Origin of the sequence: Streptococcus sp. SK643 (assembly GCF_000259505.1) — a bacterium.
In the GTDB taxonomy this organism is placed as follows: Bacteria; Bacillota; Bacilli; order Lactobacillales; family Streptococcaceae; genus Streptococcus.
The window spans coordinates 35708-62170 of record NZ_AJMM01000025.1; the positions used below are offsets into that span (position 1 = coordinate 35708).

Annotated in this window: 28 protein-coding genes, 1 tRNA gene, 1 pseudogene and 2 other annotated features; of the genes and pseudogenes, 12 read left to right on the forward strand and 18 right to left on the reverse strand. The window is 41.2% G+C overall.

The annotated features are described in order from the left end of the window. The first annotated feature begins 61 nt into the window (after positions 1–61). The 4 genes from HMPREF1117_RS09385 to HMPREF1117_RS09400 all read left to right on the forward strand — a co-directional run bounded on the left by HMPREF1117_RS09385 (position 62) and on the right by HMPREF1117_RS09400 (position 3434). The gene (locus HMPREF1117_RS09385; protein ID WP_001113186.1) at positions 62–1333 is read left to right on the forward strand and encodes a replication-associated recombination protein A; all 1272 of its coding nucleotides are present in this window, start codon (positions 62–64) and stop codon (positions 1331–1333) included. 263 nt (positions 1334–1596) lie between these two features. Beyond that, positions 1597–1669, forward strand: a tRNA-Lys gene (locus HMPREF1117_RS09390). Positions 1670–1905: 236 nt separating this feature from the next. Further along, a complete protein-coding gene (locus tag HMPREF1117_RS09395; protein ID WP_000379850.1) occupies positions 1906–2337 on the forward strand; it encodes an Rrf2 family transcriptional regulator in 432 nt (143 codons plus the stop codon). 92 nt (positions 2338–2429) lie between these two features. After that, complete coding sequence (locus HMPREF1117_RS09400; RefSeq protein WP_000642297.1) at positions 2430–3434, forward strand: NADP-dependent oxidoreductase; 1005 nt, start codon at positions 2430–2432, stop codon at positions 3432–3434. A gap of 288 nt (positions 3435–3722) precedes the next feature. Here HMPREF1117_RS09400 and mgaSpn read toward each other — a convergent pair whose 3' ends face one another. After that, complete coding sequence (gene mgaSpn, locus HMPREF1117_RS09405; protein WP_001205270.1) at positions 3723–5201, reverse strand: virulence factor transcriptional regulator MgaSpn; 1479 nt, start codon at positions 5199–5201, stop codon at positions 3723–3725. 371 nt (positions 5202–5572) lie between these two features. Between mgaSpn and HMPREF1117_RS09410 the strand changes: the two genes are divergently transcribed. The 5 genes from HMPREF1117_RS09410 (at position 5573) to HMPREF1117_RS09430 (ending at position 7533) form a co-directional block, all read left to right on the forward strand. Then, entirely contained in the window at positions 5573–5809 is a 237-nt protein-coding gene (locus HMPREF1117_RS09410; protein WP_025171608.1) for a GlsB/YeaQ/YmgE family stress response membrane protein, read from the forward strand. An 83-nt stretch (positions 5810–5892) separates the two neighbouring features. Next, positions 5893–6465: an alkaline shock response membrane anchor protein AmaP gene (gene amaP / locus HMPREF1117_RS09415; RefSeq protein WP_000030218.1), complete on the forward strand. Its 573-nt coding sequence runs from the start codon at positions 5893–5895 to the stop codon at positions 6463–6465. Positions 6466–6476: 11 nt separating this feature from the next. Further along, positions 6477–6647, forward strand: coding sequence for a DUF2273 domain-containing protein (locus tag HMPREF1117_RS09420; protein ID WP_000455064.1), 171 nt, complete (start codon positions 6477–6479; stop codon positions 6645–6647). A 38-nt stretch (positions 6648–6685) separates the two neighbouring features. Then, positions 6686–7306, forward strand: coding sequence for an Asp23/Gls24 family envelope stress response protein (locus tag HMPREF1117_RS09425; RefSeq protein ID WP_000064107.1), 621 nt, complete (start codon positions 6686–6688; stop codon positions 7304–7306). 23 nt (positions 7307–7329) lie between these two features. Next, positions 7330–7533: a CsbD family protein gene (locus HMPREF1117_RS09430; protein ID WP_000109951.1), complete on the forward strand. Its 204-nt coding sequence runs from the start codon at positions 7330–7332 to the stop codon at positions 7531–7533. 217 nt (positions 7534–7750) lie between these two features. Here the strand turns inward: HMPREF1117_RS09430 and HMPREF1117_RS09435 are convergent. The 3 genes and pseudogenes from HMPREF1117_RS09435 to HMPREF1117_RS09445 all read right to left on the reverse strand — a co-directional run bounded on the left by HMPREF1117_RS09435 (position 7751) and on the right by HMPREF1117_RS09445 (position 9428). After that, positions 7751–8272: pseudogene (locus tag HMPREF1117_RS09435) on the reverse strand (hypothetical protein). Positions 8273–8341: 69 nt separating this feature from the next. Next, on the reverse strand, positions 8342–8869 hold the full coding sequence (locus HMPREF1117_RS09440; protein ID WP_000015794.1) for a hypothetical protein: 528 nt from the start codon (positions 8867–8869) through the stop codon (positions 8342–8344). 103 nt (positions 8870–8972) lie between these two features. Continuing rightward, entirely contained in the window at positions 8973–9428 is a 456-nt protein-coding gene (locus tag HMPREF1117_RS09445) for a GNAT family N-acetyltransferase (RefSeq protein ID WP_000155438.1), read from the reverse strand. Between the two features lie 69 nt (positions 9429–9497). Between HMPREF1117_RS09445 and HMPREF1117_RS09450 the strand changes: the two genes are divergently transcribed. Further along, on the forward strand, positions 9498–10157 hold the full coding sequence (locus HMPREF1117_RS09450; protein WP_000564996.1) for a prepilin peptidase: 660 nt from the start codon (positions 9498–9500) through the stop codon (positions 10155–10157). On the opposite strand, the gene trpA is transcribed toward HMPREF1117_RS09450, so the two are convergent. From trpA to HMPREF1117_RS09520, 14 genes are all read right to left on the reverse strand, one after another. Further along, positions 10129–10905 (reverse strand): tryptophan synthase subunit alpha, encoded by a 777-nt coding sequence (gene trpA / locus HMPREF1117_RS09455; protein ID WP_001127021.1) that lies wholly within the window; start codon positions 10903–10905, stop codon positions 10129–10131. The genes HMPREF1117_RS09450 and trpA overlap by 29 nt on opposite strands. Further along, entirely contained in the window at positions 10898–12121 is a 1224-nt protein-coding gene (gene trpB, locus HMPREF1117_RS09460; protein WP_000331304.1) for a tryptophan synthase subunit beta, read from the reverse strand. Before trpB (HMPREF1117_RS09460) ends, trpA begins: the two co-directional genes overlap by 8 nt. Beyond that, the gene (locus tag HMPREF1117_RS09465; RefSeq protein ID WP_000169931.1) at positions 12099–12698 is read right to left on the reverse strand and encodes a phosphoribosylanthranilate isomerase; all 600 of its coding nucleotides are present in this window, start codon (positions 12696–12698) and stop codon (positions 12099–12101) included. Before HMPREF1117_RS09465 ends, trpB (HMPREF1117_RS09460) begins: the two co-directional genes overlap by 23 nt. After that, positions 12685–13452: an indole-3-glycerol phosphate synthase TrpC gene (gene trpC / locus HMPREF1117_RS09470; RefSeq protein ID WP_000076572.1), complete on the reverse strand. Its 768-nt coding sequence runs from the start codon at positions 13450–13452 to the stop codon at positions 12685–12687. Before trpC ends, HMPREF1117_RS09465 begins: the two co-directional genes overlap by 14 nt. Next, the gene (gene trpD / locus HMPREF1117_RS09475) at positions 13449–14453 is read right to left on the reverse strand and encodes an anthranilate phosphoribosyltransferase (protein ID WP_000658715.1); all 1005 of its coding nucleotides are present in this window, start codon (positions 14451–14453) and stop codon (positions 13449–13451) included. Before trpD ends, trpC begins: the two co-directional genes overlap by 4 nt. Positions 14454–14463: 10 nt before the next feature. Next, complete coding sequence (locus HMPREF1117_RS09480) at positions 14464–15030, reverse strand: aminodeoxychorismate/anthranilate synthase component II (protein WP_000601896.1); 567 nt, start codon at positions 15028–15030, stop codon at positions 14464–14466. After that, positions 15027–16388: an anthranilate synthase component I gene (gene trpE, locus HMPREF1117_RS09485; protein ID WP_000439658.1), complete on the reverse strand. Its 1362-nt coding sequence runs from the start codon at positions 16386–16388 to the stop codon at positions 15027–15029. Before trpE ends, HMPREF1117_RS09480 begins: the two co-directional genes overlap by 4 nt. A 71-nt stretch (positions 16389–16459) precedes the next feature. After that, positions 16460–16685 (reverse strand) — a binding site (T-box leader). Continuing rightward, the gene (gene trpB / locus HMPREF1117_RS0102305) at positions 16682–17860 is read right to left on the reverse strand and encodes a tryptophan synthase subunit beta (protein ID WP_000208445.1); all 1179 of its coding nucleotides are present in this window, start codon (positions 17858–17860) and stop codon (positions 16682–16684) included. (Overlaps the previous feature by 4 nt.) 161 nt (positions 17861–18021) lie before the next feature. Then, positions 18022–18253, reverse strand: a binding site (T-box leader). 34 nt (positions 18254–18287) lie between these two features. Further along, positions 18288–19517: a DegT/DnrJ/EryC1/StrS family aminotransferase gene (locus HMPREF1117_RS09495; protein ID WP_001134522.1), complete on the reverse strand. Its 1230-nt coding sequence runs from the start codon at positions 19515–19517 to the stop codon at positions 18288–18290. Positions 19518–19559: 42 nt separating this feature from the next. Continuing rightward, entirely contained in the window at positions 19560–20252 is a 693-nt protein-coding gene (locus tag HMPREF1117_RS09500) for a sugar transferase (protein ID WP_000922196.1), read from the reverse strand. Positions 20253–20356: 104 nt separating this feature from the next. Next, positions 20357–22099 carry an ABC transporter ATP-binding protein gene (locus tag HMPREF1117_RS09505; RefSeq protein WP_001180035.1) on the reverse strand — a complete coding sequence of 581 codons (1743 nt, stop codon included), beginning with the start codon at positions 22097–22099 and terminating at the stop codon, positions 20357–20359. Next, positions 22089–23834 (reverse strand): ABC transporter ATP-binding protein, encoded by a 1746-nt coding sequence (locus tag HMPREF1117_RS09510; RefSeq protein ID WP_000022565.1) that lies wholly within the window; start codon positions 23832–23834, stop codon positions 22089–22091. The genes HMPREF1117_RS09505 and HMPREF1117_RS09510 overlap by 11 nt, the downstream gene beginning before the upstream one ends. Before the next feature lie 54 nt (positions 23835–23888). Next, positions 23889–24524: a DUF421 domain-containing protein gene (locus tag HMPREF1117_RS09515; protein WP_000174454.1), complete on the reverse strand. Its 636-nt coding sequence runs from the start codon at positions 24522–24524 to the stop codon at positions 23889–23891. Further along, positions 24521–24976 carry a DUF3290 family protein gene (locus HMPREF1117_RS09520; RefSeq protein ID WP_000675332.1) on the reverse strand — a complete coding sequence of 152 codons (456 nt, stop codon included), beginning with the start codon at positions 24974–24976 and terminating at the stop codon, positions 24521–24523. Before HMPREF1117_RS09520 ends, HMPREF1117_RS09515 begins: the two co-directional genes overlap by 4 nt. Before the next feature lie 133 nt (positions 24977–25109). On the opposite strand from HMPREF1117_RS09520, the gene HMPREF1117_RS09525 reads away from it, so the two are divergent. Both HMPREF1117_RS09525 and HMPREF1117_RS09530 read left to right on the forward strand, forming a co-directional pair. Further along, positions 25110–25937: an exodeoxyribonuclease III gene (locus HMPREF1117_RS09525; protein WP_000767456.1), complete on the forward strand. Its 828-nt coding sequence runs from the start codon at positions 25110–25112 to the stop codon at positions 25935–25937. A gap of 13 nt (positions 25938–25950) precedes the next feature. Continuing rightward, positions 25951–26337, forward strand: a complete 387-nt coding sequence (locus tag HMPREF1117_RS09530; protein ID WP_000386217.1) for a bleomycin resistance protein — start codon at positions 25951–25953, stop codon at positions 26335–26337. Positions 26338–26463 lie beyond the last annotated feature (126 nt).

Consider the following 26463-nt stretch of genomic DNA (forward strand, 5'->3'; position numbering starts at 1 on the left):
AAAATAGATACTACCATCTTACCACATATACATCAGAAAATCCACGTTAGAAAGGACTGCTATGCCAGACAATCTCGCGCTTCGCATGCGCCCTAAAACCATCGATCAAGTCATCGGTCAGGAGCATCTGGTAGGACCTGGAAAAATCATTCGTCGCATGGTGGAAGCCAACCGCCTGTCATCCATGATTCTCTATGGACCTCCAGGAATCGGTAAGACCAGTATTGCCTCAGCCATCGCAGGGACGAGCAAGTATGCCTTTCGAACTTTCAATGCAACAGTTGATAGTAAAAAGCGACTGCAAGAAATTGCGGAAGAGGCTAAATTCTCTGGTGGTCTCGTCCTATTACTAGACGAGATTCATAGACTAGATAAAACCAAGCAAGACTTCCTCTTGCCTCTCTTGGAAAGTGGTCTGATCATCATGATTGGGGCTACGACTGAAAATCCTTTCTTTTCTGTCACTCCTGCCATTCGTAGCCGTGTTCAAATTTTTGAGTTGGAACCTCTGTCTAACCAAGACGTCAAAGAAGCCCTTCAGATAGCTCTAAGTAATCCTGAGCGTGGTTTTGATTTTCCAGTAGAACTAGATGAGGATGCGCTGGATTTCATTGCTACCTCTACAAACGGAGACCTGCGCTCTGCCTTCAACTCACTGGATTTGGCAGTTCTTTCTACCCCTGAGAATGACAAAGGCATCCGCCATATCACTCTAGACATCATGGAAAATAGCCTGCAACGGAGCTACATTACCATGGACAAGGATGGAGATGGGCACTATGATGTTCTCTCAGCCCTGCAAAAGTCCATCCGTGGCTCGGATGTCGATGCCAGTCTCCACTACGCTGCTCGTTTGATTGAGGCTGGTGATTTGCCTAGTCTCGCCCGTCGTTTGACCGTTATTGCTTATGAAGATATCGGATTAGCCAACCCTGAAGCCCAGATCCATACCGTGACTGCTCTGGATGCTGCTCAAAAGATTGGTTTTCCAGAAGCCCGCATTCTCATTGCCAATGTCGTCATTGATTTGGCCCTTTCTCCAAAATCCAACTCAGCCTATATGGCTATGGACAAGGCGATTTCGGATCTCAAAACTTCTGGTCACTTACCAATTCCACGACATTTACGAGATGGTCATTACAGTGGAAGCAAGGAACTGGGAAATGCCCAAGACTATCTCTATCCACACAACTATCCTGGAAATTGGGTTAAGCAAAACTATTTGCCCGAAAAAATCCAAAATCATCGCTATTTTACAGCAGAAGATACAGGTAAATATGAACGAGCCTTGGCACAAAGAAAAGAAACGATTGATCGTTTGCGTGAAAAATGAAATCCTTTTCAAAAAGTTAAATTTTCCTCTTGATTTTTTTTAAAAAAGTGGTATCATATAAACATAGAAACGCTGTGGTGTACGACTTCACACTTAAGTGTTGACCGACTATTTTTTGTATTTTTAGGGAAACAAAAGTCTTCTAACAGCATGTAGGCCGTCTCACACGGAAACAGCTTCAGTTAGAGCGAGTTGCCCACCTGCTTAATTGCGCGGGTTCAATACAAACCGTGAAGTTTCGGCACCAATACAGCTTTTTATTTGCCTCCTTAGCTCAGTTGGTAGAGCAGTAGACTCTTAATCTATGGGTCACAGGTTCGAGCCCTGTAGGGGGTATCTAAATACAACAGGAAAAGCCTTGAGTCCCAAGGCTTTTTTGTTTATCTGTTCTACTTTTGGTCAACCAATGGATAGGAATGTAATCATTTTATGAACACCCCTTCCAAATCTTTCTAATCTGATGGCATTCTTCAAAAAAATTTTTAAAATTTAAAACAAAAGTCTTGCTTTTCTTTTAATTTATGTTATACTTGTTCTTGTATCTGATACATGTTTACTAAAAAGGAGTTCAGATGGATACAAAATTCTCAGTTGCTTTACATATCTTAACAATGATTAGTGAAAGCAAGGAAATCTTAAGTTCTCAAGCACTAGCTATTAGTGTTGGGACTAACGCTAGTTACATTCGAAAGGTGATTGCCTTATTGAAAAATACAGGTTTGATTAGTTCCCAGCAAGGAAAAACAGGCTATCAACTCAGTAAATCTCCAAAGAAAATGACATTACTAGAGATCTACTATGCTACTCAAGAAATCAAACATATCAGTTTATTTCCTGTTCATCAAAATAGTAATCCCGATTGTCCCGTTGGAAAACATATCCAAGGAGCAGTTTCACCGCTTTTCGCTAGTGCTGAATCCCAATTAGAGAAGGAATTAGCAAATCAAACTTTAAAAGATGTCATTGACAATCTATATAAACAAGCCAAACAAGTCCGAAACTGATTTGATAGCAAGTCAGTTTTTACTGGAAACAACATATACTTGTATTAGATACAAGTATGTTTAGTCGTATTAAAAAAGAAAAGAGAAATCACATGAAAGCCGCACAACATACTACTTATAACAAAAAGAATATCACACTGAACATCACTGAAATCGCCACACCAATTATTACAGACAAACAAGTCTTGGTCAAAGTCACCGCAGCTGGGGTTAATCCTCTCGATAACATGATCTCTCGTGGTGAGGTTAAGATGATTGTTCCTTACAAACTTCCTCAAACTGCAGGTAACGAAGTGGTTGGAATCGTTGAAAGCATTAGCAAGAAAGTTAACAACTTTCAGGTAGGAGACCGTGTCTTTGGCCGTCTGCCACTTGATCATATCGGCGCCTTTGCAGAATACGTAGCTGTTGATAGTCAAGCCTTAGCCAAGGTTCCAGACTATCTATCAGACGAGGAAGCTGCTGCTGTTCCTCTTACTGCCTTGACTATCATGCAGGCTCTTGACTTCATGGGCGCTCAAGCTGGGAAAACGATCTTTATTTCTGGTGGGACTGGTGGTGTCGGTGGAATGGCCATTCCGATTGCCAAGGCCAAAGGTTTGAAGATCATTACCAACGGTTCTGGAGATAGCGCTGAGCGTGTCTTGAAACTAGGAGCAGATAGATTTATCGATTACAAAACAGAGGATTACACAAAAACTGTTAGCCAGGTTGATTATGTCCTCGATACCCTTGGTGGGACTGAAACTGAGAAACAAATGTCTATCATGAAAAAAGGTGGTCATCTTGTGTCCCTTCGTGCCATGCCAAACGGTGCCTTTGCCAAACGCATGAATCTACCAAAATGGAAACAGATGATTCTTGGCTTAGCAGGTCTCAAATTTGATAAGATGGCTGACAAATACGGCGTTTACTACCATTTTATCTTTGTAGAAAGCAATGGCGCTCAATTACAAGAGGTAGCTGACCTCTTTAGTAAATTAGAAATCAAACCCTCTATCGATACAGTTTATCCATTTGAAGAGGTAAATAGCGCCTTAGACAAGGTCGCTAATGGTCGCTCACGTGGAAAAACAGTCCTCAGCTTTAAGAAATAAAAAGGAAAACACAATGTCATATATTACAACTAAAAATCAATACATCACTTGCCAATAAATAAGTGGTCCGTAAAAGGTCTAACCAAACGTCAGCAAGGATTGCCAGGCCTAGCCTACTATCTCATTGAGGTTACAAGTAATGAGGACCTCTTCGTCATTGACTAGCATACAAATGAATGGAACTAGTAACTCTGCTAATGATAGATCTGAAATTTTTTAATATTCAAAAAGACTCCACCTATCTATAGGAAATCTACCCTAGAGATGGATGGAGTCTTCTTTCACTCACTAATCTAGTCGAATAAACATCATGGCATTTAACAAAGATATGAGTGAGACCGTGTTTATATTATTTGAATAGATGAGTCTCTTATTCTCAATCGGAGGAATAATAAAATTAGAAATGATGATATCATAAGGCGATTCTTCTAAAGATTCCTTTGATAATTCTAATTCAGTCCAAACTTCAAGTTCAAAATTATTGCTACAGTAATAAGAAAGTGTCTCTGCAACGGATTTGGCATGATACTGATCAAAATTGCTCATAACCAGAACCTTCAGCTTTGGCTGATTTTGTAGTAAATTAAGCACCAAATGTTTAGTATGTGTGATGAAGGTATAAGATAGATGATTTACCATCATTGAACTAGAACAAAGCTCCAGAGTCTCTAAATAATGAGAAAGCTCTTTTTTTACATCTGAAACAAATTTAGGAAAAATATTTTGAAAATTCCTGATTGTATTCCCTTTTTGATCAAATAAAATAAACTCAGTGGACAACTCTTGACGATACAGATGTGCGGTATTATGCAGATGCCAAATCAGATTATCCTTATTCTCAATCTCAATCTGATACTTGACTGAAATCTGATCAATAAAATCACTCAATAGATGGTAAGATTTTTCAACATAGCTATCCTTTTTTACGCATTTCATAAAGAGACTTTCATCTATGAAAAACATTTTTTGAAAGTAAGACACAAATAATTGGCAAACAACTTCTTCATCTAAAGAGATACTGTATTCTGATTCAAAATTCTTAGCAACACCTTCTATTCCTTCTGCCTGCATTAAAAAATCCAAACTTTGATCGTGAAAAGAGTCTTTCTCTACTTCCATAAAATGACCAAACTTTATTCGATATAGATTGGTCATCAGGAGCAACTTTAGCATTCTATGAGTTGACAAATTCATTGGAAAGCTTGTTTCCTTATAAACCAATTCTAACAATTGAGATAGTGGCTCTGATGAAAAATTTTCAAATGGCCATTCTAGGAAATAATATTTTTCTGAAAAATATTGTGCAAAAAAGTAACGAATGTCTCTCTCATTTCCAATGATTTGAACAGGGGTCAGACTGATTTCAAATTGAAATTGCCTTTTAATCACTTTATTGATTTGGCTAATAATACGATAGAGCGAAGATGAACTGATATAAAATTCTTTACAAATACTCTCAGCTTGACAACCTTCATTAAAGAAGATAAATTCTAAAATCGAAAAATGAGTTGAATGCTTAAAGAAATGATGGTAAACCATTTCAATATCACTATCATCGGTATTAATAATGCGTATACCATTAGTAGAAGAATGAAAAATCAAGTCCGGAAAAGCAGATTTAACATGGGATAGATCATCTTTGACTGCACGTTCTGTACAATTTAGTAACTCTGCTAGTTCAGAACGATGAAACCATCGTTTATGTTCAAATAATAGTTCTAATAATTCTAATTGCCTATGACTTTTTTTAGATAATAAATCTCTCATGAATGTCTTTCTCTCTTTATAAATTATCGGATTAAACCTCTTGCAATTATACCACAAAGAATAGGTATAACATGCTATAACGACTTTTACTACGATCCTTTATTTCGTATAATAACACTACAGGAGCAATATATAAACAATTTTCTTATTTTACCGTCTATTGAGGGCGTGAATACAGAATCAAATTCAAATCGAAAGATTATACTTTTAATTTTAAAAATTATATAATAGCAACAATCAAAGAATTTGATTTTTTTATATTAAAATTATATAATAATCAAAATAATTAATTATTTTATATTAAAATTGTATAATAGCAATAATCAAAGGAATTGATTTTTTGATATTAAAATAAAAAAGGAGGGTAAGCAATATTGTGGTCAATCATTGCTGGAGGTCTTATTGGACTTGTAGCAGGTAGAATCACTAAAAAAGGTAGTTCTATGGGAATCGTCGCAAATGTATTCGCTGGTTTAGTCGGGTCATCTGTAGGACAATCCCTTTTAGGTAGTTGGGGCCCATCCATCGCTGGAATGGCTTTGATCCCATCTATTGCAGGAGCAGCAATTGTTGTTACTGTAGTATCATTCTTTACAGGTAGAAAGTAAACTTTTCGCCAGTAAAGTTAGCAAACTATTTTTAAATCAATGACGAGAAAAATAGTTTAAATGTTAAATCGAAAGGATTGTATATGTCAAAAGCAAAGAAAATATGTTTCATTATTTTCTGTATTTTAATCTTGACAATTTTCCTTCCTGTTTTGATAGATTATCATCAAGTTAGTGATTTAGGCATTCAGCTATTTAGCTGGAGACAGAATCATTTCGTTGAATTCTATCTCTCTAGATATATATTCTGGGGGATAGTGGCTCTATCAACTTTAGTTTTGTTATCGATGTTAGTTGTGTTGTTTTATCCTAAACGTTATTTGGAAATTCAACTTGAAACTAAAAATGATACATTAAAATTAAAGAATTCTGCAATCGAAGGTTTTGTTAGAAGTTTGGTAAGTGATCATGGATTGATCAAGAACCCAACTGTTCATGTAAATTTACGAAAAAATAAATGTTTCGTTCATGTAGAAGGTAAAATTCTTCCTTCGGACAACATCGCTGACAGATGCCAACTAATTCAACATGAAATAGCTAATGGATTAAAGCAGTTTTTTGGTATTGAGCGTCAGGTTAAACTAGAAGTTCTAGTAAAAGACTACCAGCCTAAACCAAAACCTCAAAACAAAAAGACTGTTAGTCGTGTGAAGTAAGGAAGTAAAAAATGGAATGGCTTAAACAATATCGATATCCAATTATCGCTGGTCTCATAGGCGTATTTCTCGCTTGTTTGATTATCTCCTTTGGCTTCTTCAAAACAATATTTGTATTGATTTTAGGAGCACTGGGAGTTGCAGCTGGATTATATATCGAAAAAAACTATATAGATAAATAAAAAAATAAAAAATACTAATTTAATTAAAGGAGTTTCATATGTCAAACGAAAAAAACATTAACATTAACACTAACACTAACGTAGAAAAGAAAGATGCTACTGCTGTAGCTCACGAAATCAAAGGAGAACTTACTTACGAAGATAAAGTTATCCAAAAAATTATTGGTCTTTCACTAGAAAACGTTTCAGGTCTTTTGGGAATTGATGGTGGTTTCTTCTCAAATCTTAAAGAAAAAATCGTTAACAGCGATGACGTAACAAGTGGTGTTAACGTAGAAGTTGGTAAAACACAAGTTGCAGTTGACTTAAACGTTATTGTTGAGTACCAAAAAAATGTTCCAGCTCTATATTCAGAAATCAGAGAAATCGTATCTTCAGAAGTTGCTAAAATGACTGACTTGGAAGTTGTTGAAATCAACGTAAACGTTGTCGACATCAAAACTAAAGAACAACACGAAGCTGATTCTGTAAGCCTTCAAGACCGAGTATCTGATGTTGCTGGATCAACTGGAGAATTCGCTTCAGAACAATTTGAAAAAGTAAAATCTGGTCTTGGTAGCGGTGTTGCAACTGTCCAAGAAAAAGTTGGCGAAGGTTTCGAAAACGTTAAAAGTGCAGCAACTGGTGTAGTAGCTCACGAAAGCTCTCGCGTAAAATAATCTAATTTATAGGAGAATTAATCATGTCAGTAGAAGAAAAACTTAATCAAGCCAAAGGATCTATCAAAGAAGGTGTTGGGAAAGCCATCGGTGATGAAAAAATGGAAAAAGAAGGAGCAGCTGAAAAAGTTGTTTCTAAAGTAAAAGAAGTTGCCGAAGATGCCAAAGACGCTGTAGAAGGCGCTATCGAAGGTGTTAAAAACATGCTTCATAAAGAAGATAAATAAGACTAAAAGTTAATTTATCTTATAACGATAGTAGTCGGAGAGAGAACATTTACCGTTCTCTTTTTGTATATAGGACCCTAAAAACGATTCTCAATCTTCATTAAAAGGAATTGTCAACAGGAAAAAGCCTTGGAATCAAGGCTTTTTTGCTTGTTTAAAATAATATAGCCCTTTTTAAAGATACAACATTTAAAAGATTGCATCCTACTCATCTTGCTTACTTATCCACCACCTGAGCTTCAAATTGGGCTGGTTTCTTGTCCACATTGGTAATGGTAATCGTGTAGGCCTTGTTATTGGTAGCATCAAACACTTTTTCACCTTGATAACTCACAACTACTCCATCTTTTTCTAAATAAATATCTGGTTGGTTGTTTGGAAGTTCTTCGTCCTCCTCGTCCAAACCATGTTTTTTTATAATTTTTTGCTCCTCTACTCCATAATAAACATCACCATTTCTCTCACTCCAAACACCAGAGCCAGTTAATTTAATTCTACTTGAATCATTTTTCTTCAAGATGAATATTGAATAGTATTCCAAATCTTGTGTTCTGGGATTTACTCTCAACCTGACGGATTAACCTGTCTGAAGAGTATATTTGCCATAGTTCAAAACTGAAAGGACAAACCAGACTAGCAGAAAACTATACAAGACTCCTATAAAGATTCGTGAGCGCATGCTTTTAAACAAACGTAAAAGTAACACAAAAGAGACAATAAAGAGCAATTCTGTAAACATTCTTGTCCCCCTTTCTTATCATCATTCACATCCTCAACAGAGTCTCGCCTCAATTTTTCACCAGTAACATCAACCATACAAAGTCTGATACATCTTGTCTAGAAAAGCTTTCAACTCTTTTCGAACAATCTTTAACAGGCGTTCTTCTTCAGCTTGAGGGATAGTCACTCTCTCATTTATATTTTTTTCATTTATTTGAAAATAGGCGCTAGAAACTAAATCAAAGTTCTTATCCAATTCATATAGTACACTAGTTATTTTACCATCTATCTCTATTTCAAAATAAGCAGTAACCCCATTCCGTTCCGGATTTGAGATATCCAAATCGATGTCTCCTTTTATCTCTATGGAGTCAATTCCTCCATCCAATCGAATATCTCCATCGGGAGGAACTGTATAGCCCGCTTTACGGATGTCAGGTGCATATTTTTCTGATGCCATCAAGCGTTGTAAGACGGCTATATTGTCCCTCTCTTCAAAGGAGGTTTTTAATTGCATATGTTCTTGCTGTTTTTGATACTGAAAATAATGATTCAAGCCAGTAGCTAAAGCAATTACAGCTCCAATCACGATTAGTATTTTTTTAAGTCCCGACATGTTTATCTCCTCTATCTAAGAAATCATAGAAATCTTGTTTCCAACTTTGAAAGATAACTTCCTTATACTTGGATATCCTTGGAACTCCAGCCCCACGTGACTGCTATCTACCCTTTTTCATGATGTATTTTCGTATAGGTGTTTCAACCATTTGAACGATTTCAAATCCTTCTTTTTGGTAAAGATTGTGAGCTGTTTGATTTGCCTCGTAGACATTTAGAGAAATAGTATCTATGTCTTCATTTTCAAATGCCAAACTAACAAATTTCCTTAAAGCCTGGCTACCTAAGCCTTGCCCCTGTTTCTGGGGATTGATAAAAAATCTCCCGATATGAAGATTACTGTCTTCTAGTCTGATTTTCTGGATAAGCCCGACAAACTCGTGTCCATCAAAGATAGAAAAAACTCCTTCCAAGTCTTGCAAGGTTTGAAGGGTCAGTGGAAAAGGAATCATTGTTCCCATCCATTGTTCTTGAAAAACTTTGCCAAGGGAGTTGGACCATTGGCAGACGAGCTGAGCATTTTCTGTGCCCACATTTTCTTCAAAACGAATTGTCATCTTTGCCTCACCATCTTATCTATGTTTCTCCATTATACTACTTCTCCTATTTTTTACGAATAGATAAGTATGATTGATTTTTATTTTTTTCTTGTCGGGAGCATTCTCGCTTCCTTTCTTGGTTTGGTCATTGACCGTTTTCCAGAGCAATCCATTATCAGTCCAGCCAGTCACTGCGATTCCTGTCAGACACGCTTGCGTCCCTTAGATTTGATTCCGATTTTCTCGCAGGTCTTTCATCTCTTTCGATGTCGCTACTGCAAGACTCCTTATCCTTTCTGGTATGCTCTTTTTGAACTAGGCTTAGGTCTCCTCTTTCTGCTTTACTCTTGGGAATTGCTTTCCTTGAGTCAAGTCGTCCTAATCACCGCTGGTTTGACCTTGGGTATCTATGATATCAAGCATCAGGAATATCCCTTACTGGTCTGGATTGTCTTTCATCTACTCCTAATAGCCTGCTCTGGCTGGAATCTGGTCATGGTCTTCTTCCTTGTCCTTGGAATGTTGGCTCATTTTATCGATATCCGCATGGGCGCAGGGGATTTTCTCTTTTTAGCTTCTTGTGCTCTCGTCTTTAGCGCAACAGAATTACTCATCTTGATTCAGTTTGCTTCTGCTACGGGGATTCTAGCCTTTCTCCTGCAAAAGAAAAAGGAAAGACTTCCTTTCGTGCCTTTCCTCTTACTTGCTGCTTGTGTGATTATTTTTGGTAAGCTACTGCTTGTTTGATAAAGTCCTCAATTGACTCTCCTTGGTGGAGAGCTTTTACAATTTTCGAACCAACAATGACGCCATCTGACACCGCATTGAAGCGTTCTACATCGGCTTGACTAGACACCCCAAAACCTGTCAAAACTGGAATGTCAGCCACTTGATGCAATTGTTCCAAGTGCTTGTCCAAGTCTGCGCGGTAATTTCCTGATTTCCCTGTCACCCCGTTGATAGCAACGGCATAGACGAAGCCTTCTGCCCCTTTAATCAACTCTTTCTGACGTTCAATCCCTGTGGTCAAGCTTACTAAAGGAATCAAAGCAATGTCTGTATCTGCCAAAAATGGTTCTACAAAGTTGGCATGCTCATGAGGCAGGTCAGGAATAATCAAACCCTTAACCGCTGTATCAGCCAAATCTTTGACAAAGTTCTCCACACCGTACTGAAAGAGAGGGTTGAAATAGGTCATGATGACTAGTGGAATATCTGTTTCAATGGTTTTCAGGGTTTCAACCAAAGCCTGGGTAGAGGTACCGTGGGCTAAACTGCGCAAGCCAGCTTCTTCGATAACAGGTCCATCTGCGACAGGATCTGAAAAGGGAATGCCCACTTCAATGGCAGAGACACCCAAATTTTCTAAAAAGTTAATTGTTTCAGCGATTCCATCCAAACCTTTTTCGTGGTCACCAGCCATGATATAGGGAACGAAAATTCCTTTTCCAGTTGCTTTAATAGCGTTCAATTTTTCTGTTAGTGTCTTAGGCATGAGCTTCTCCCTTCTTTGCTGCATCTGCTTCCAAGCGGTCTTTGACTTGAACCACATCCTTGTCCCCACGACCTGATAGACAGACTATCATGGATTTGTCTGGTCCAAGTTCTTTGGCCAATTTCACCGCAAAAGCAATAGCGTGGCTAGATTCCAAGGCTGGGATAATCCCTTCCACACGAGACAAGAGTTGGAATCCTTCCAAGGCTTCTTCGTCTGTCACAGGGACATAACTGGCACGTTTGGTATCGTGGTAGTGAGAATGTTCTGGACCGATACCAGGATAGTCCAAACCTGCTGAGATAGAGAAGGCTTCAAGAATTTGACCATGGGCATCTTGGAGAACATCCATGAGAGAACCGTGAAGGACACCCGGACGACCCTTGGTCAAGGTAGCTGCGTGGTGCTCTGTATCCACACCAAGTCCTGCTGCTTCAGCCCCATACATAGCTACTGACTCATCTTCTACAAAGGGATGGAAGAGACCGATGGCATTCGACCCACCACCAACACAGGCTACTAGGGCATCTGGCAGATCTTGACCTGTTAAGTCACGGTATTGTTGTTTAGCTTCTCTACCGATGACACTTTGGAAGTCTCGAACGATTTCTGGGAAAGGATGAGGCCCCAAGGCAGAACCAAGGATATAGTGGGTATCATCAATATTAGCTACCCATGAACGAAGGGCTGCATTGACCGCATCCTTGAGCACGCGCGAACCATCTGTTACAGCCTCGACCTTGGCTCCCAAAAGTTCCATACGGAAGACATTGAGAGCTTGGCGTTTAACATCCTCTTCACCCATATAGATGGTACATTCCATGTTAAAGAGGGCTGCAGCTGTTGCAGTTGCCACACCGTGCTGACCAGCACCAGTTTCCGCGATAATTTTCTTTTTACCCATGTGTTTGGCAAGTAAAACTTGGCCCAAGGCATTGTTAATCTTGTGAGCCCCTGTATGGTTGAGGTCTTCACGTTTGAGATAAATCTTGGCTCCGCCAATATGCTGGGTCAAGTTTTTTGCGTAGTAAAGGGGAGTTTCACGTCCCACATACTGGCGCAAAAGTTGGTTTAATTCCTCTTGGAAACTTGGGTCTTCCTGACTTTCACGGTAGGCATTCTCCAACTCCAAAACTGCTGTCATCAATGTTTCTGGGACGAAACGTCCGCCGAATTTTCCGTAAAATCCATCTTTATTTGGTTCTTGATATGCCATTCTTTGCCCTCTCTATAAATCTTCTAATCTTTTCCTGATCTTTCTGTCCATCTGTCTCCACTCCACTCGATACATCTACTGCATAGGGAGTAAAGTGTTGAATTGCTTTTGCTACATTGTCTTCCTTAAGCCCACCTGCGATAAAGAAGGGCTGAGCTAATTCCGTCGTATCCAGTTGAGCCCAATCAAAGGTCTGGCCACTCCCAGCCACAGGGGCATCAAAGAGGAGATAGTCTGCCTGAGAATTGGGCACATGACCCTCTCCATCCACCTGAACAGCCTGAATACTGGCACAAGGCAAATCCTCAAACAAATCATCTGCCACCTGACCGTGAACTTGAACCAAGTTCAAGCCAACTTTGTCAATCGCTTCTAGCAGTTCTGCCCGACTTGGTGAAACAAATACACCAACCTTTTTGACATTCGCAGGAATAAGCTTTGCCAGCTCAGTAGCCTGATCCAAGGTCACCTGTCTTTTACTAGGTGCGAAGACAAAACCGATGTAGTCTGCTCCTGCTGATACGGCTGTTTCCACCGCTTCTGTGGTCGATAGTCCACAAATCTTAACCTTTGTCAATCTGCAACTCCTTGATTCTTTGAGCCACATCCTCTGCCTGCATGAGAGCTGTCCCTACTAAAATTCCGTTAAAGTATGGTGCTACTCGTTCCGCATCCTGCCCTGTGAAAATAGCAGATTCAGAAATGTACAAGCAATCATTTTTGAAATGTTTAGCCAAATCTACACTGGTCTGCAAATCAACTTCAAAGGTAGTCAAGTTACGGTTGTTGACCCCGATAATCTCAGCACCAAGTCTATGAGCTGCCTCTAGTTCAGCTAGATTGTGGGTTTCCACTAAAACTTCCAGACCAAGCTCTGTCGCGTAGTCATATAGTTCCTTGAGACGTTCTTCTGACAAGGCGGCCACAATGAGCAGGATGACTGTTGCACCTGCATTGCGAGCTCGAATGATTTGCTTTTCATCGATGATAAAGTCCTTGTTGAGCGTTGGAATCTGTACCTGACTGGAAATCTCACTCAGATAATCCAAATGCCCTTTAAAGAAAACCTCATCTGTCAAAACAGAAATCATCACTGCTCCATTTTCTTCATAAGTCTGGGCCTGTTGCACAATATCCACATCGAGATTGATATCTCCCAAACTAGGACTAGCTTTCTTGACTTCTGCGATTACCTGTAAACGGTCTTGGTGTTGTTTTAGATAGTCAGCCAAGCGATAGGTCTGACGCAGGGGCTGGATTTCCTCCAGCTCCATCTGCTCAACCTCACGCGCCTTCTGCTCCAAAATTCGTACTAAAAATTCCTGACTCATTTTTGGTACTCCTGTAACAGTCTGAGTTTTTCAAGGGCTTTGCCACTAGCAATCACTTGACGGGCCAAGGCAACTCCTTCCTTGATGCTAGCTGCCTTACCATTGGCATAGAAACCAAGACCAGCATTTAAGACTGTAGTTTCCAAGAATGGACTTGGTTCGTTCTTGAGAACACTAAGCAAAATTTCTGCATTTTCCTGAGCGTTGCCTCCACGAATATCTTCGATAGCGTAGCGTTGCATGCTCAAATCCTCTGGAGTGAAGCTTGACAAGGTAATTTCGCCATTTTCAAGAAGAGCAATGTTAGTTGTTCCATTCAAACCAGCCTCATCCAGTCCTTCTGGTCCAGCAACCACAATGGCACGTTTGCGACCCATATTTTTCAAAACCTGAGCTGTACTTTCTAAGAGTTCTGGACGACTAATTCCAAGAAGCTGTGTTTCCAAGGCCATTGGGTGAATCAGGGGACCAGTCAAGTTCATAATCGTTGGAATTCCCAATTCCAAACGAGCTGGCATGATGTATTTCATAGCTGGGTGCATATTTTTAGCAAAGAGAAAGACGATTCCAGTCTTATCAAAAACCTTACCTAGTTCAGCTGGTTTGAGGTCTAAGTTGATGCCCAAGGCTTCGAGAACATCTGCAGAACCAGATTTAGAAGAAATCGAGCGGTTACCGTGTTTTGCCATGTGAACACCGCCACCAGCCAAGACAAAAGCTGCAGTTGTGGAGATGTTAAAGCTGAAAGACTTGTCCCCACCTGTACCACAGTTGTCCATGGCATCATGAACTTCAGTTGGAATATGTTGGGCATGCCCTCTCATGACCTGTGCAATGGCTGTGCGTTCTTCAGGTGTTTCCCCCTTCATCTTAAGCGCCAAGAGAAGAGAAGCAATCTGTGCCTCTGTTACACGCCCAGTTACGATACGCTCAATGACATCCGTCATTTCCACACCTGATAAATTTTCAAACTTTGCTAGTTTTTCAATAATCTCTTTCATCCTAGTTTCCTCACTTTACAACCTTCTCGATAAAATTCCGAATAGAGGACAAGCCATCTGGCGTTCCAATGCTCTCTGGATGGTACTGGAAGCCATAAATCGGCAGGTTTTTATGTTGAATCCCCATGATGGCTTGGTCATCAGTCGAACGAGCTGTCACTTCAAAGTCTTCTGGCATTTCTTCAATCAAAATACTGTGGTAACGCATGACCGCACGGCCATCCTCAATACCTTGATACAAAACAGATGGCGCTTCAAAGCTGATATGGCTCTGTTTCCCATGCATGACTTTGGGAGCCAAGCCTAACTTACCACCAAAGACTTCGGCAATTGCTTGGTGACCCAAACAAATCCCAAGAATCGGCTTCTTGCCAGCAAAGTCACGAATCATATCTTCCATCTTTCCAGCATCAACTGGCCAACCAGGACCAGGGGAAAAGACCAGACCATCTGCTTTTTCAGCTTCTTCATACAGCTTGGGATCATCATTTCTCAAGACCTGTACTTCTGCAAAATTCCCAATGTATTGGGCCAAGTTATAGGTAAAAGAATCATAGTTATCAATCAATAAAATCATGGTCTTAGTTCTCCAATTCTAGTCATAGATTTTGCTTTGTTAATGGTTTCTTGGTATTCGTTTTGGGCGATAGAGTCGTAGACAATCCCTGCCCCAGCCTGCACATAGGCTCTTTTATTTTTGAGAATCATAGTTCGGATGGCAATGGCCAAATCCATATCACCCGTCGCAGACAAGTAGCCGATTGCTCCTGCGTATACGCCCCGTTTTTCTGCTTCCAGTTCATAGATACGTCTCATTGCCCGAATTTTTGGTGCTCCAGAAACTGTTCCAGCTGGAAGTGTTGCTTTCAAGGCATCCATAGCAGTGAGTTCTGGAAGCAAACGCCCCTTGACCACACTGGTCAAATGCATGACATAACGGAAAAGCTCCACTTCCATATACTTGGTGACTTGGACACTGGCCGTTTCAGAGATGCGGCCAATATCATTTCGTCCCAAGTCTACTAACATCCGATGCTCTGCTGTTTCCTTCTCATCCGAAAGCAGGTCTGTCGCCAAAGCCTTGTCTTCTTCATCCGTAGCGCCTCTTGGTCGTGTCCCTGCAATCGGATTGGTTGTCACGATGCCATTTTTGACGGAAACCAAACTTTCTGGACTGGCACCGATAATCTGATAATCCCCAAAATCATAGAAATAAAGGTAATTGGATGGATTGGTCACGCGGAGATTTCTGTAGAAGTCAAATGGATTTCCAGTAACTTCTGCTGAGAAACGCTGACTGAGTACGCATTGGAACATATCACCATTTCGAATCAAGTCACGAGCTGTTTCCACCATTTCCTCAAACTTCTGAGGAGCGATATGCGGTTTGAAGTCTAACGGAGATAGATCCAAGTCTTCAAATTCATTTGGAGCAGGAATGCGTAATTCCTCAAGCACTTGGTTCAAGGCTTCTTCCAAGGCTTCTTGACTACGCTCACTATAGAGAGCATCCTCGATGACATGGATTTTTTCCTTCTTGTGGTCAAAGACCATGTAACTCTCATAGACAAAGAAATGCATATCTGGCGTCCCAATTGTATCTTCAGGAATTTGACCAATTTCTTCATAAAGCGAAATCATATCGTAACCAACAAAACCTATGGCTCCCCCACAAAAAGGTAGGTCTGAATGGTGCTGTCTCTTATGAGTCACCTCATAAAGGAAATCCAAGGGATCCTGATCAATCACTTGACCATTTTGATAGAGAACTCTATTTTCAAACTTAATCTCAAAAACTGGATTATAGGCTAGGATAGAAAAACGAGCTGTTTCCTTGTCTCTCGGAATACTCTCTAAGATAACCTTGTGTTGCCCCTTTAGGCGCATATAAGCCAAAATTGGTGATAAGACGTCTCCATGAATGATTCGTTCCATTGTAATTTCCCTTTCAGTTCTACTTCTAGTCCGTGGTGACTGTATGAAAAATCCCCACGCAAAATAACTTGCGTGAGGACGAAATTCGCGGTGCCACCTCAATTATAGGATTTCTCCTATCTCTCATTCCTGTCTCAGATACCTCCTGTAACAGGCTGTGCGATAAAGGGCACTCCCTTGAGAATTATGTTTTCTTCTCTTGTTTCAAATGGACCCAACCTTACAGCTTTCTCTGCTTGTTTCCAGCAACCACAAGCTCTCTGTGAGAGAAAAGACTGTAATTTTTCCATCTTTTATTTTTTAGCTTCTAGGTAGTCTGCAATCGCAGCTACGTCCTTGTCTCCACGACCTGAGACATTGATAATGATGATGTCATCTTTACTAAGTTTCGGTGCACGTTTAACTGCTTCTGCGATAGCGTGCGAACTTTCAATCGCTGGGATAATTCCTTCAGTCTTGCTGAGAAGGAGGAGAGCCTGAACAGCTTCTTCATCCGTCGCAGCGACATATTCTACGCGACCTGAATCTTTAAAGTAGGCGTGTTCTGGACCAACCCCTGGATAGTCCAAACCAGCTGAGATAGAGTAAACCGGAGCCAGCTCTCCGTCTTCCTTAAAGACTGCATAGGTCTTCATGCCGTCGACAATACCGATACTACCTTTTGTCATAGTAGCTGCGTGCTTGTCTGTATCAAGTCCGTGACCAGCAGCTTCAACCCCAACCAATTTGACTTCTTCATCAGCCACATACTGAGAAAAAGCTCCGATGGCATTGGAACCACCACCTACACAGGCAATAACGTAGTCTGGTAAACGACCTTCTTTTTCTAAGATTTGACGACGAGATTCTTCACTGATGATCTTTTGGAACTCATGAACAATTGTAGGATATGGGTGAGGTCCTACAGCAGATCCCAAAACGTAGAATGCTTCCAAATCATTCATCCATGCTCCAAAGGCTGCATCAACCGCATCCTTAAGAGTTCGTGTCCCCGTTTCAACTGCATGAACAGTTGCTCCCATCATCTCCATACGGAAAACATTGAGACGTTGGCGTTCCACATCCTCTGCTCCCATGTAGACATCACAGGCCATACCAAACTTGGCTGCAGCCGCTGCTGTCGCAACACCGTGCTGACCCGCTCCTGTTTCCGCAATAACACGTTTTTTACCCATACGTTTAGCCAAAAGAATTTGCCCTAAAACATTGTTGAGCTTGTGAGAACCCAAATGGTTAAGATCTTCACGCTTGAGGTAAATCTTAGCTCCACCTAAGTAATCTGTCAAACTTTCCGCAAAATAGAGAGGTGTTTCGCGACCTGAATAGTCCTTCAAGTAATGACGAAATTCTGCCAAAAACTCTGGATCATCCTTGTACTTGTCAAATGTCACTTCCAACTCATCCAACAAAGCCTGAATCGGCTCCGGTACAAAACTACCACCAAATTGTCCAAAATAACCTTTAGTTGTCATAAAATTTTCCTCTTTCTGTATTTATTCGACTTTTTGTTTGCTTTTAGTAGTAGGCAAGGAGCTGTAGATAGAACTCAAGTTCATCAAAGCTACTTAACGCCCTAATAGAAGACAAACAAAATGACGGATAGAAAAAAGCCCACACACAGAATTAAATTCCATGTGAGGGCGTTAGTAACGCGGTGCCACCTCAATTGTAAAGAGACTATTCCCCTTTACATCTCTGCCTTGTCTAACAACAAGTTGCACTGTAAGGTGTGCACACCGAATTTTCATTGTTTCAAACTCATTTTTTAAATCAGCCCACTTTCACTACTTCCAACCACCTGTTCACAATAACCACAGGTTCCCTGAAGATTAAAAATAGTTACTTTTCTGATTTATGTGATTCATTATAAATCTTTGTATCCTCTTTGTCAAGACTTTTTTACAATTTTTTTGATGAAACTAGTACTTTTTCAGAAACTGTTTTGAAAGTATCAATAATATAGTCCACTTCTTCATCGCTTAGTTTAGTGTGAAGAGGGAGGGTAATTTCATTTTCAAAGAAGGCATAGGCCTTAGGATAATTCGCCATATCAAAACCAAGATTCTTATAGGCTGTCAAGAGCGGAAGCGGTTTGTAGTGTACGTTACTTGCAATTCCTGCTTTGGCCAATTCTTGGATGATGAGATTGCGCTCTTCTAAACTTGCTCCTTCTACATGGGTGATATAGAGGTGGCGTGAAGATTCTACAGTATCAGTCTTGTGTGCCAATGGATGGATGCGAGAACCTGCAAAACCACGATCATAGCGATCCACGATATCCTTACGACGTTCTAGCAAACCAGGGTAACGGTCCAATTGTACCAAACCAAGTGACGCCATGATATCGGTCATATTGCACTTGTAGGCTGGTGTGACGATATCGTATTCCCATGAGCCCAGTTGCATCTTGGCAAGGGCATCCTTAGTTTGCCCGTGAAGGGAAAGAATTTGGAATTCTTTGTACATGTCTTCGTCATCAATCGCTGGATTGGCTTTCCAAGTGGCACTTCCACCTTCTGCAGTTGTAAAATTCTTAACGGCATGGAATGAGAAGGAAGTAAAGTCAGCGATAGAACCAGCTGGTTGCCCTTTATAAGTAGATCCCAAAGCATGGGCACTATCAGAAACAATCACGATACGGTTAAATGCCTTTTGCCACTTACTTGAAGCGGTAAAGAGATCACGTTTTTTCTCCACAACTTGGAACAAACGGTCATAGTCGCAAACAATCCCTGCAAGCTCTACTGGGATGATCACCTTAGTTTTCTCAGTGATAGCTTGCTCCAGCAAGTCATAATCCATCTCAAACGTATCTGCTTGGATATCCACCATGACAGGTGTTGCTCCTACGTGAGTGATGACACTACATGAAGCTGTATAGGTCATGGCTGGAACGATGACTTCATCACCAGGTCCCACTTCCAAGACGCGCAAAATCAACTCAAGAGCGGCAGTTGCAGAATTGAGGCAGACAGTCTTAGGCGTCTGTGTGTATTGGGACAAGCGACGCTCCAGTTCTTTTGTCTTAGGACCTGTTGTGATCCAACCAGAACGCAGGGTATCCGCTACTTCAGCAATTTCTGCTTCTGTAATATCGGGAGGTGAAAATGGAATATTGTAATTTGGCATTGATTTGCTCCTTTTATCTGTACTCATTTTCTCATGATTACTTTATTTTAGCACTTCAAACACGGTTTGAAACATGATTTTGATGTCTCCAAGGAAACTAAACTCTCGAAGATAGGCGAGGTTATAGCGCATCTTTTCAGGAAGGACGTGTTCTACATAGGCTTGGTCAACTGACAGGCCTTTTTCCGTCATTTGACTGATGATGGTGTCCTCATCCTTGTAGTTGATGCTAGCTGGAGAGGTAATCCCTGCTGGTAAAAGCAAAGTCGCCATCATTTCAGGGCTATACTGCTCCGTGTAGCGTGGCACTTCAGGTCGTGTACCGACAAAGGACATCTCACCTTTAAGGACATTGACCAACTGAGGCAGTTCGTCCAAACGCACACGGCGGATGAAATTGCCAACCTTGGTAATGCGACTATCGTTAGCAGAAGTCACCAAACTTCCTTTTTTATCTGCATCCGTCACCATGGTACGGAACTTCCAAATCTTGAACAGACGGTTGTACTGGGTCACACGCTCTTGCTTGTAAATCACTGGCCCCTTGCTATCCAACTTGATCCAAATGCTCAAGATGAGAAAGATGGGAGAGGTCAGAACCAGTAAGACCAAGGCTAGAACCCAGTCCAAGCAACGCTTGAAAATCAGCGAACCCTTCCTTTTAGAGACAAGCTGGTAGTAAGACTCAACCTCGCTTGATTTCATTTCCACGGGCAAGTCTTCCCATTTCAGCATGCTGTTTCTCCTTTGTTTTTATTATACTATTTGTCAACATTTTTCATTATACCACAAAATGGAAAAGGCGGTGAAAGAAATCTGTAGTTTAGAGGATTTACCACTTAGGACATCGCTCCAGCCTGCAAGCTATACATCTTATGGTAGGTTCCTTCTAAAGCTAAGAGCTCCTCATGAGTCCCGCTCTCAATAATTCTTCCTTTATCCAAGACATAAATACAGTTAGCGTCTTGAATAGTAGATAGGCGATGGGCAATAGCTATGGTTGTCCGCCCTTGTCTCATCTTAGCCAGAGAATTTTGAACAAGAGTTTCTGTCTCCGAATCAATATTAGCTGTCGCTTCATCTAAAATGAGGATTTTAGGTTGACTAGCAACCGTTCGAGCAAAGGCAAGAAGCTGGCGTTGACCAGTCGAAAAGCTGGAACCACGCTCAGAAACAGGGGCATCGTAGCCTAAAGGAAGTTGCTCAATAAAGGAATCTGCATCCACAAATGCTGCTGCAGCTTTTATGTCATCATCACTGATCTCTTGATACATGGCGATATTGGACTTGATAGTCCCATGATAGAGGAAGGGATCCTGCAAGACCAGACCGATGTTTTTTCTCAACTCTTTCTGACTGTAGTTCCTGATATCCACATCATCCAAGAGAATTCGCCCTGACTGGAATTCATAAAAGCGCATGAGGACATTGATAATAGACGATTTCCCAGAACCTGTATGACCCACAAAAGCAATGGTTTCACCCTTGTTAACGGAGAAGGAAATATCATCCAGAATCTGGTGTTTCCCGTCATATGAGAAACACACATGTTCAAAACGAATATTGCCTTCTTTTACCACAGCCTGGCCAGCTTCTTGAAGCGGCTCATAGGTCCTCTCATCGATTAAGGCAAAGACACGGCCTGCAGAAACCATAGATGTTTGCAGGGTTGAAAAGTTTTGCGTTACTTCAATCAAGGGGTCAAAGAGGCGGTTGATGTACTGGATAAAGGCATACATGGTTCCTGCTGTTATTCCCAGATAAAGTCCACGGTAGCCAAAATAGGCCATCAAGACAGCATAGCCTAGAAGTTTCAGTAAACTCATGGCAGGACGCAAAAAGAGAGCATCCAAGGCTACAGAACGGTTGGCATAGACCAAGTGTTCTTGGTTGATTTCATCAAACTCTGACTGTAGGCGCTTCTCTTGATTAAAGGCCTGAATTATTCTGATTCCCTCGATGTTTTCAGCCAGCTTGCTATTGATATCTGACAAGAGACTTCTGGTTTTCTCAATGATTTTCACTGATTTTTTCCGATAGAGATTGACCAAAAGGAAAATCAAGGGGAGAAAGAGCAAGACTAATGCTGTCAAACGAAAATCCAACACCAACATGGTATAAAGAGTTGTCAGAAAGATGAAAACTGCTGAAATAAAGCTGGATAAAATCCCCGAAAACATATCACTGATGGTCTCGGTGTCGTTTGTCAAACGAGAGACGATGGAACCAGCTGGCGTCTTATCAAAATAAGACATGCCTAGCTTCTCCATATTAGCAAAGGCATCCCGACGAATATCCCTAACAATACTGTATGACACCCGTGCAAAGAGAAGATTACCGACATACTGAACTAGAGTTTGTAGGATATAAAGGCCAAAGTAGGCCAGCAAAACTGTCACAGCGAGTTGGTTGAGATTGCTGAGATACTGGTCAATAAAGTGGGAAGCCACAAGGGGAATGACACTTTTAATGACCGTAGTCGCTAGGAGAAAACTGAGTGCCAAAAAGGTCAGGAGTCCATAAGGCTTGAGATAAGACATCAAGTGTTTCAATACAGTCCATTGTTCTTTCTTATTCTGCATCTTCTTCTCCTTTCATTTCCAACTGCTGAGACTGGTAGGTTTGAGCATACCAACCATTCAAAGCTAGCAAGTCTTCGTGCCTGCCTCGTTCGATGATTTGACCATTTTGCAGGACTAAAATCAAATCTGCATGGACAACTGCACTGAGGCGATGAGCTGTGATGATGGTTGTCTTTTCCTTACGTGTTTCCTTGAGGTTGTCGATGATGGCATACTCTGTCTTGGCATCCACGGCTGACAAGGAATCATCTAAAATCAAGATATCAGGGTCTAAAATCATAGCCCGACTCATAGCCAGACGTTGCTTTTGACCACCAGAAAGACTGACTCCCTTTTCACCAATTAGCGTATCAAATCCTTGAGGCATGTCTACAATGTCTTGGTAAACTTGGGCTAACTTAGTCGCTTCCTCGACAGCTGAAAGTGGTAAATCAGGATTCCCAAAGCGAATATTGTCTAAGATAGAGGTCGCAAAGAGAAACTGGTCCTGAGGAACATAGCCCATAAGACTACGAAGATCTGTCAGACGGTAGTCCCGAATATCGTGACCATTTAGATAAATGGCTCCCTTGTCCACATCATACTCACGCAAGAGGAGCTTGATCAAAGATGTTTTCCCAGAACCTGTCTGCCCGACCAAGCCCAGTGTTTGCCCTTTTTCCAAACTAAAGTGAACATTTGTCAGTGTTTCCTCATTTTCAAAGGCAAAGCTATCAATGGCATACTGCAAGCGCCCATTTTCAATACTGTCTAGAGGTAACTCAGGGTCTTGTACAGGTGATTCCTGAGACAAAAGTTCCTCAATCCGCTGGTAGGAAACCTTCCCTCGCTGGGTAATATTAAAGAGGAAGCCGATGGCCATAAGAGGCCAAACCAGCATATCCAAGTAGCTGATAAAGGTGACCAGATTTCCAACCGTAATCTGCCCTTTCTGAACCATCAAGGAGCCGACCAAAAGCGTTAAAACATAGGAGGAACCAACAAACAAGAGAACCATGGGGTCAAAGAGACTATCGTATTTCATGGTTTGCAGGTTCTTTTGGAAGGTCAATTCATTGACTGCCTGAAAGGACTTGAGCTCGTCCGCCTGGTAACCAAAAGACTTGGTCACTTTAATACCTGATACGGACTCTTGTACCTTGTTATTGAGTTCGGAAAAGGCGGCTTGCGATTCTCCAAAAGCCTTGTGGGTCTTTCTCCCTAGACGACTGGTCGCATAAGCCATGAAAGGCAGAGGAAGAATGGCAACCAAGGTCATCTGCCATGAAATGCTAAAGAGCATGGTCAGTAAAGTCACTAGAGCCGTGATAGAGGCATCCACCGCAGACATGACCCCACCACCTGCTAGACGAGTCAAGGCATTGATATCGTTGGTTGCGTGCGCCATCAGGTCCCCCGTCCGATAAGTCTGATAAAAGGCTGGAGACATTTTTGTGAAATGCTCAAACAAGCGAGACCGCATAATCTGTCCCAGACGGTAGGAAGTCCCAAGGATATACATCCGCCAAACATAGCGCAGATAGTACATCCCAAAGGCCGCAAGAAGCAAGTAAAATAGGTCAAGAAGGAGGTCCTGCTGGGTTAATTGCTCCGAAGTAATGGCATCGATGACCCGCCCCATGACCATGGGGGGAATGAGATTGAGGACGGAAACCAAGATCAGGGCCACAATTCCGACTAGATAACGGCGTTTTTCTAACTTGAAAAACCACCAAAGTTTTTGAATAATGGACATAAAATCCCTTTCTGATTGCAAATAGAAACCTGAGGCCAAGACCCCAGGTTTTTCTTATTCATAGGTTACGACTGTAACGGCACCCTTGTCATACTCAGCGATAAAGATATTAGCTACATTGTCATGTCCTTGCTTGTTGAGGTTATCAAGCAACCACTCTTCGCTACGACCAATCGATTCCAAGACATCAACTTGGATCACACCGTCAGTCACAACTGGATACTTAGGATTTTCATCCCCCATTTGGACCACGATGAGTTGGCCATTTTGCTCCTGCACAGCTCGTTTGACTTGTTTCATCTGGAAAATCCCTTGACTACGAAGTTTGAGAGCAACTTCTGCCGCAGACAAGCCAACTGAACGACAGGCTTCTGGGTCAATCTGCCCATTTTTGATGAGGAGAGTTGGTTTCCCATCAATCAAGCGTTTGACAAAGCGAACATTGTTATTGAGCCACTTTAGGGTCAAAACCAAAATCGTCCACATCATCAAAATCACTGCGTATTGCAGGATACTGATTGAACTATTGTAAATCACCCCACCGATGATACCACCAAGAACATAGTTCTGAATTTGGTCTGTCGCAGAGTTAGGTGCTAGGTTCCCTTTTCCTGTCACATTAATAACAAAAACAAGAGAGAAAAGACCCAAGGCCAGTTTGATTAAAATTTCCATATAATTGAGTGTCATTTGTTTACCTCCACCAATTCAATAGCGTCTGTTTGATTCAATTCTAATTTCTCTAAAAGATACTTGTCTGGTTGGCTCCCGTTCATGGCGCGGTAGAAATTTGGACCTACCTTGACAAGCGCTCCATCAGTGGCAGCTGAAGTGTTGACATAAACTTCTGATTTATCCACTCCCAAGTCTTTGGAAACAACCTCTATAAAATGAAGTGAAGTTTGAAATTGATTGTTAGAGGCTTGATTGGTCTGGTATTTTGAAATTGTCACCAAAAGCATGGCTACTAAGGTCAAGGCCAAAATCATGACCAATTCCCGAAACTTAGTCCCCTTTTTATCTCGATAGGCCTTAAAGGCAAAAAATCCTGTGATAGCTAGGAGCACAATCCCAAAGCCAATCATGATGCCATTTTGCTGACTGATTTGGCTAAGTACATAGTCATATGAGTAAAATTTCATTTATTTTCACTCCCTTTCATAAAATCATTCTTCATTATAAACGAAAGAGAGTGATTTTTCAAGCCATACGTTGGGGAAATAGACCTTTTTTTGGTATAATAAAATCTATAATCTGAATGAAAAAGGTAACTTTATGAAACTCATCTCATGGAATATTGATTCCCTCAATGCTGCCCTAACTAGTGACTCAGCTCGTGCCAAATTGTCCCAAGAAGTCCTACAAACCTTGGTCGCTGAAAATGCTGATATCATCGCTATCCAAGAAACCAAGCTTTCTGCCAAAGGGCCTACAAAGAAACACTTGGAAATTTTAGAAGAACTCTTCCCAGGCTACGAAAACACGTGGCGATCTTCCCAAGAGCCTGCCCGTAAAGGCTATGCTGGAACCATGTTCCTTTATAAGAAAGAACTCACACCAACTGTCACTTTCCCAGAAATCGGTGCTCCGTCTACCATGGACTTGGAAGGCCGTATCATCACTCTAGAATTTGATGAATTTTTCGTGACACAAGTTTACACTCCAAACGCTGGCGATGGTCTCAAACGCTTGGAAGAACGTCAAGTCTGGGATGTCAAATATGCTGAATACTTGACTGAACTAGACAAAGAAAAACCAGTCCTTGCAACCGGTGACTACAACGTGGCCCACAATGAAATCGACCTTGCAAATCCTGCTAGCAACCGCCGTTCACCTGGATTTACCGACGAGGAGCGTGCTGGATTTACCAACCTTTTAGCAACTGGATTTACGGATACCTTCCGCCACATTCACGGCGATGTTCCAGAACACTACACTTGGTGGGCACAACGCAGCAAGACTTCTAAAATCAACAATACAGGCTGGAGAATCGACTACTGGCTCACAAGTAATCGCATCGCTGACAAGGTGACCAAGTCTGACATGATTGATTCTGGTGCTCGCCAAGACCATACACCGATTGTCATGGAGATTGAACTCTAAGAGGAGAAAACGAATGGACTATCAAGCTGTCATTCCTGAATTTGTAGTATCTGACATCGAAAAATCACGCCACTTCTACTGCGACCTGCTAGGATTCTCTGTCGAATACGAGCGTCCAGAGGAGAAATTTCTCTTCCTCTCGCTTGAAGACTGCCAACTTATGCTAGAAGAAGGCAGCGCAGAAGAATTAGCTCAGCTGACCTATCCTTTCGGGCGCGGTGTCAATATTTCCTTTGGCATTGCAGATGTTCCTCAGCTCCACCAAAAACTGCTGGAAGCTGACTATCCTATCCATCGTCCCCTGACAAAAAGAGAATTTCGAGTAGGAGATAGCTTTATATATCCACATGAATTTGCAGTTTTGGACCCCGATGGCTATTTTTTAAGATTTAGCGAGTAGAATATTAAAGATTGGAAAAAAGTCTTTAAAATTAGAAAAAGGCATGTTGTCAGGTGTTTAAAAACTTAATAATATGCCTTTTATAATGGAAAAACCTTCTAAATGTTAGTCAATAAGTTAATTTTC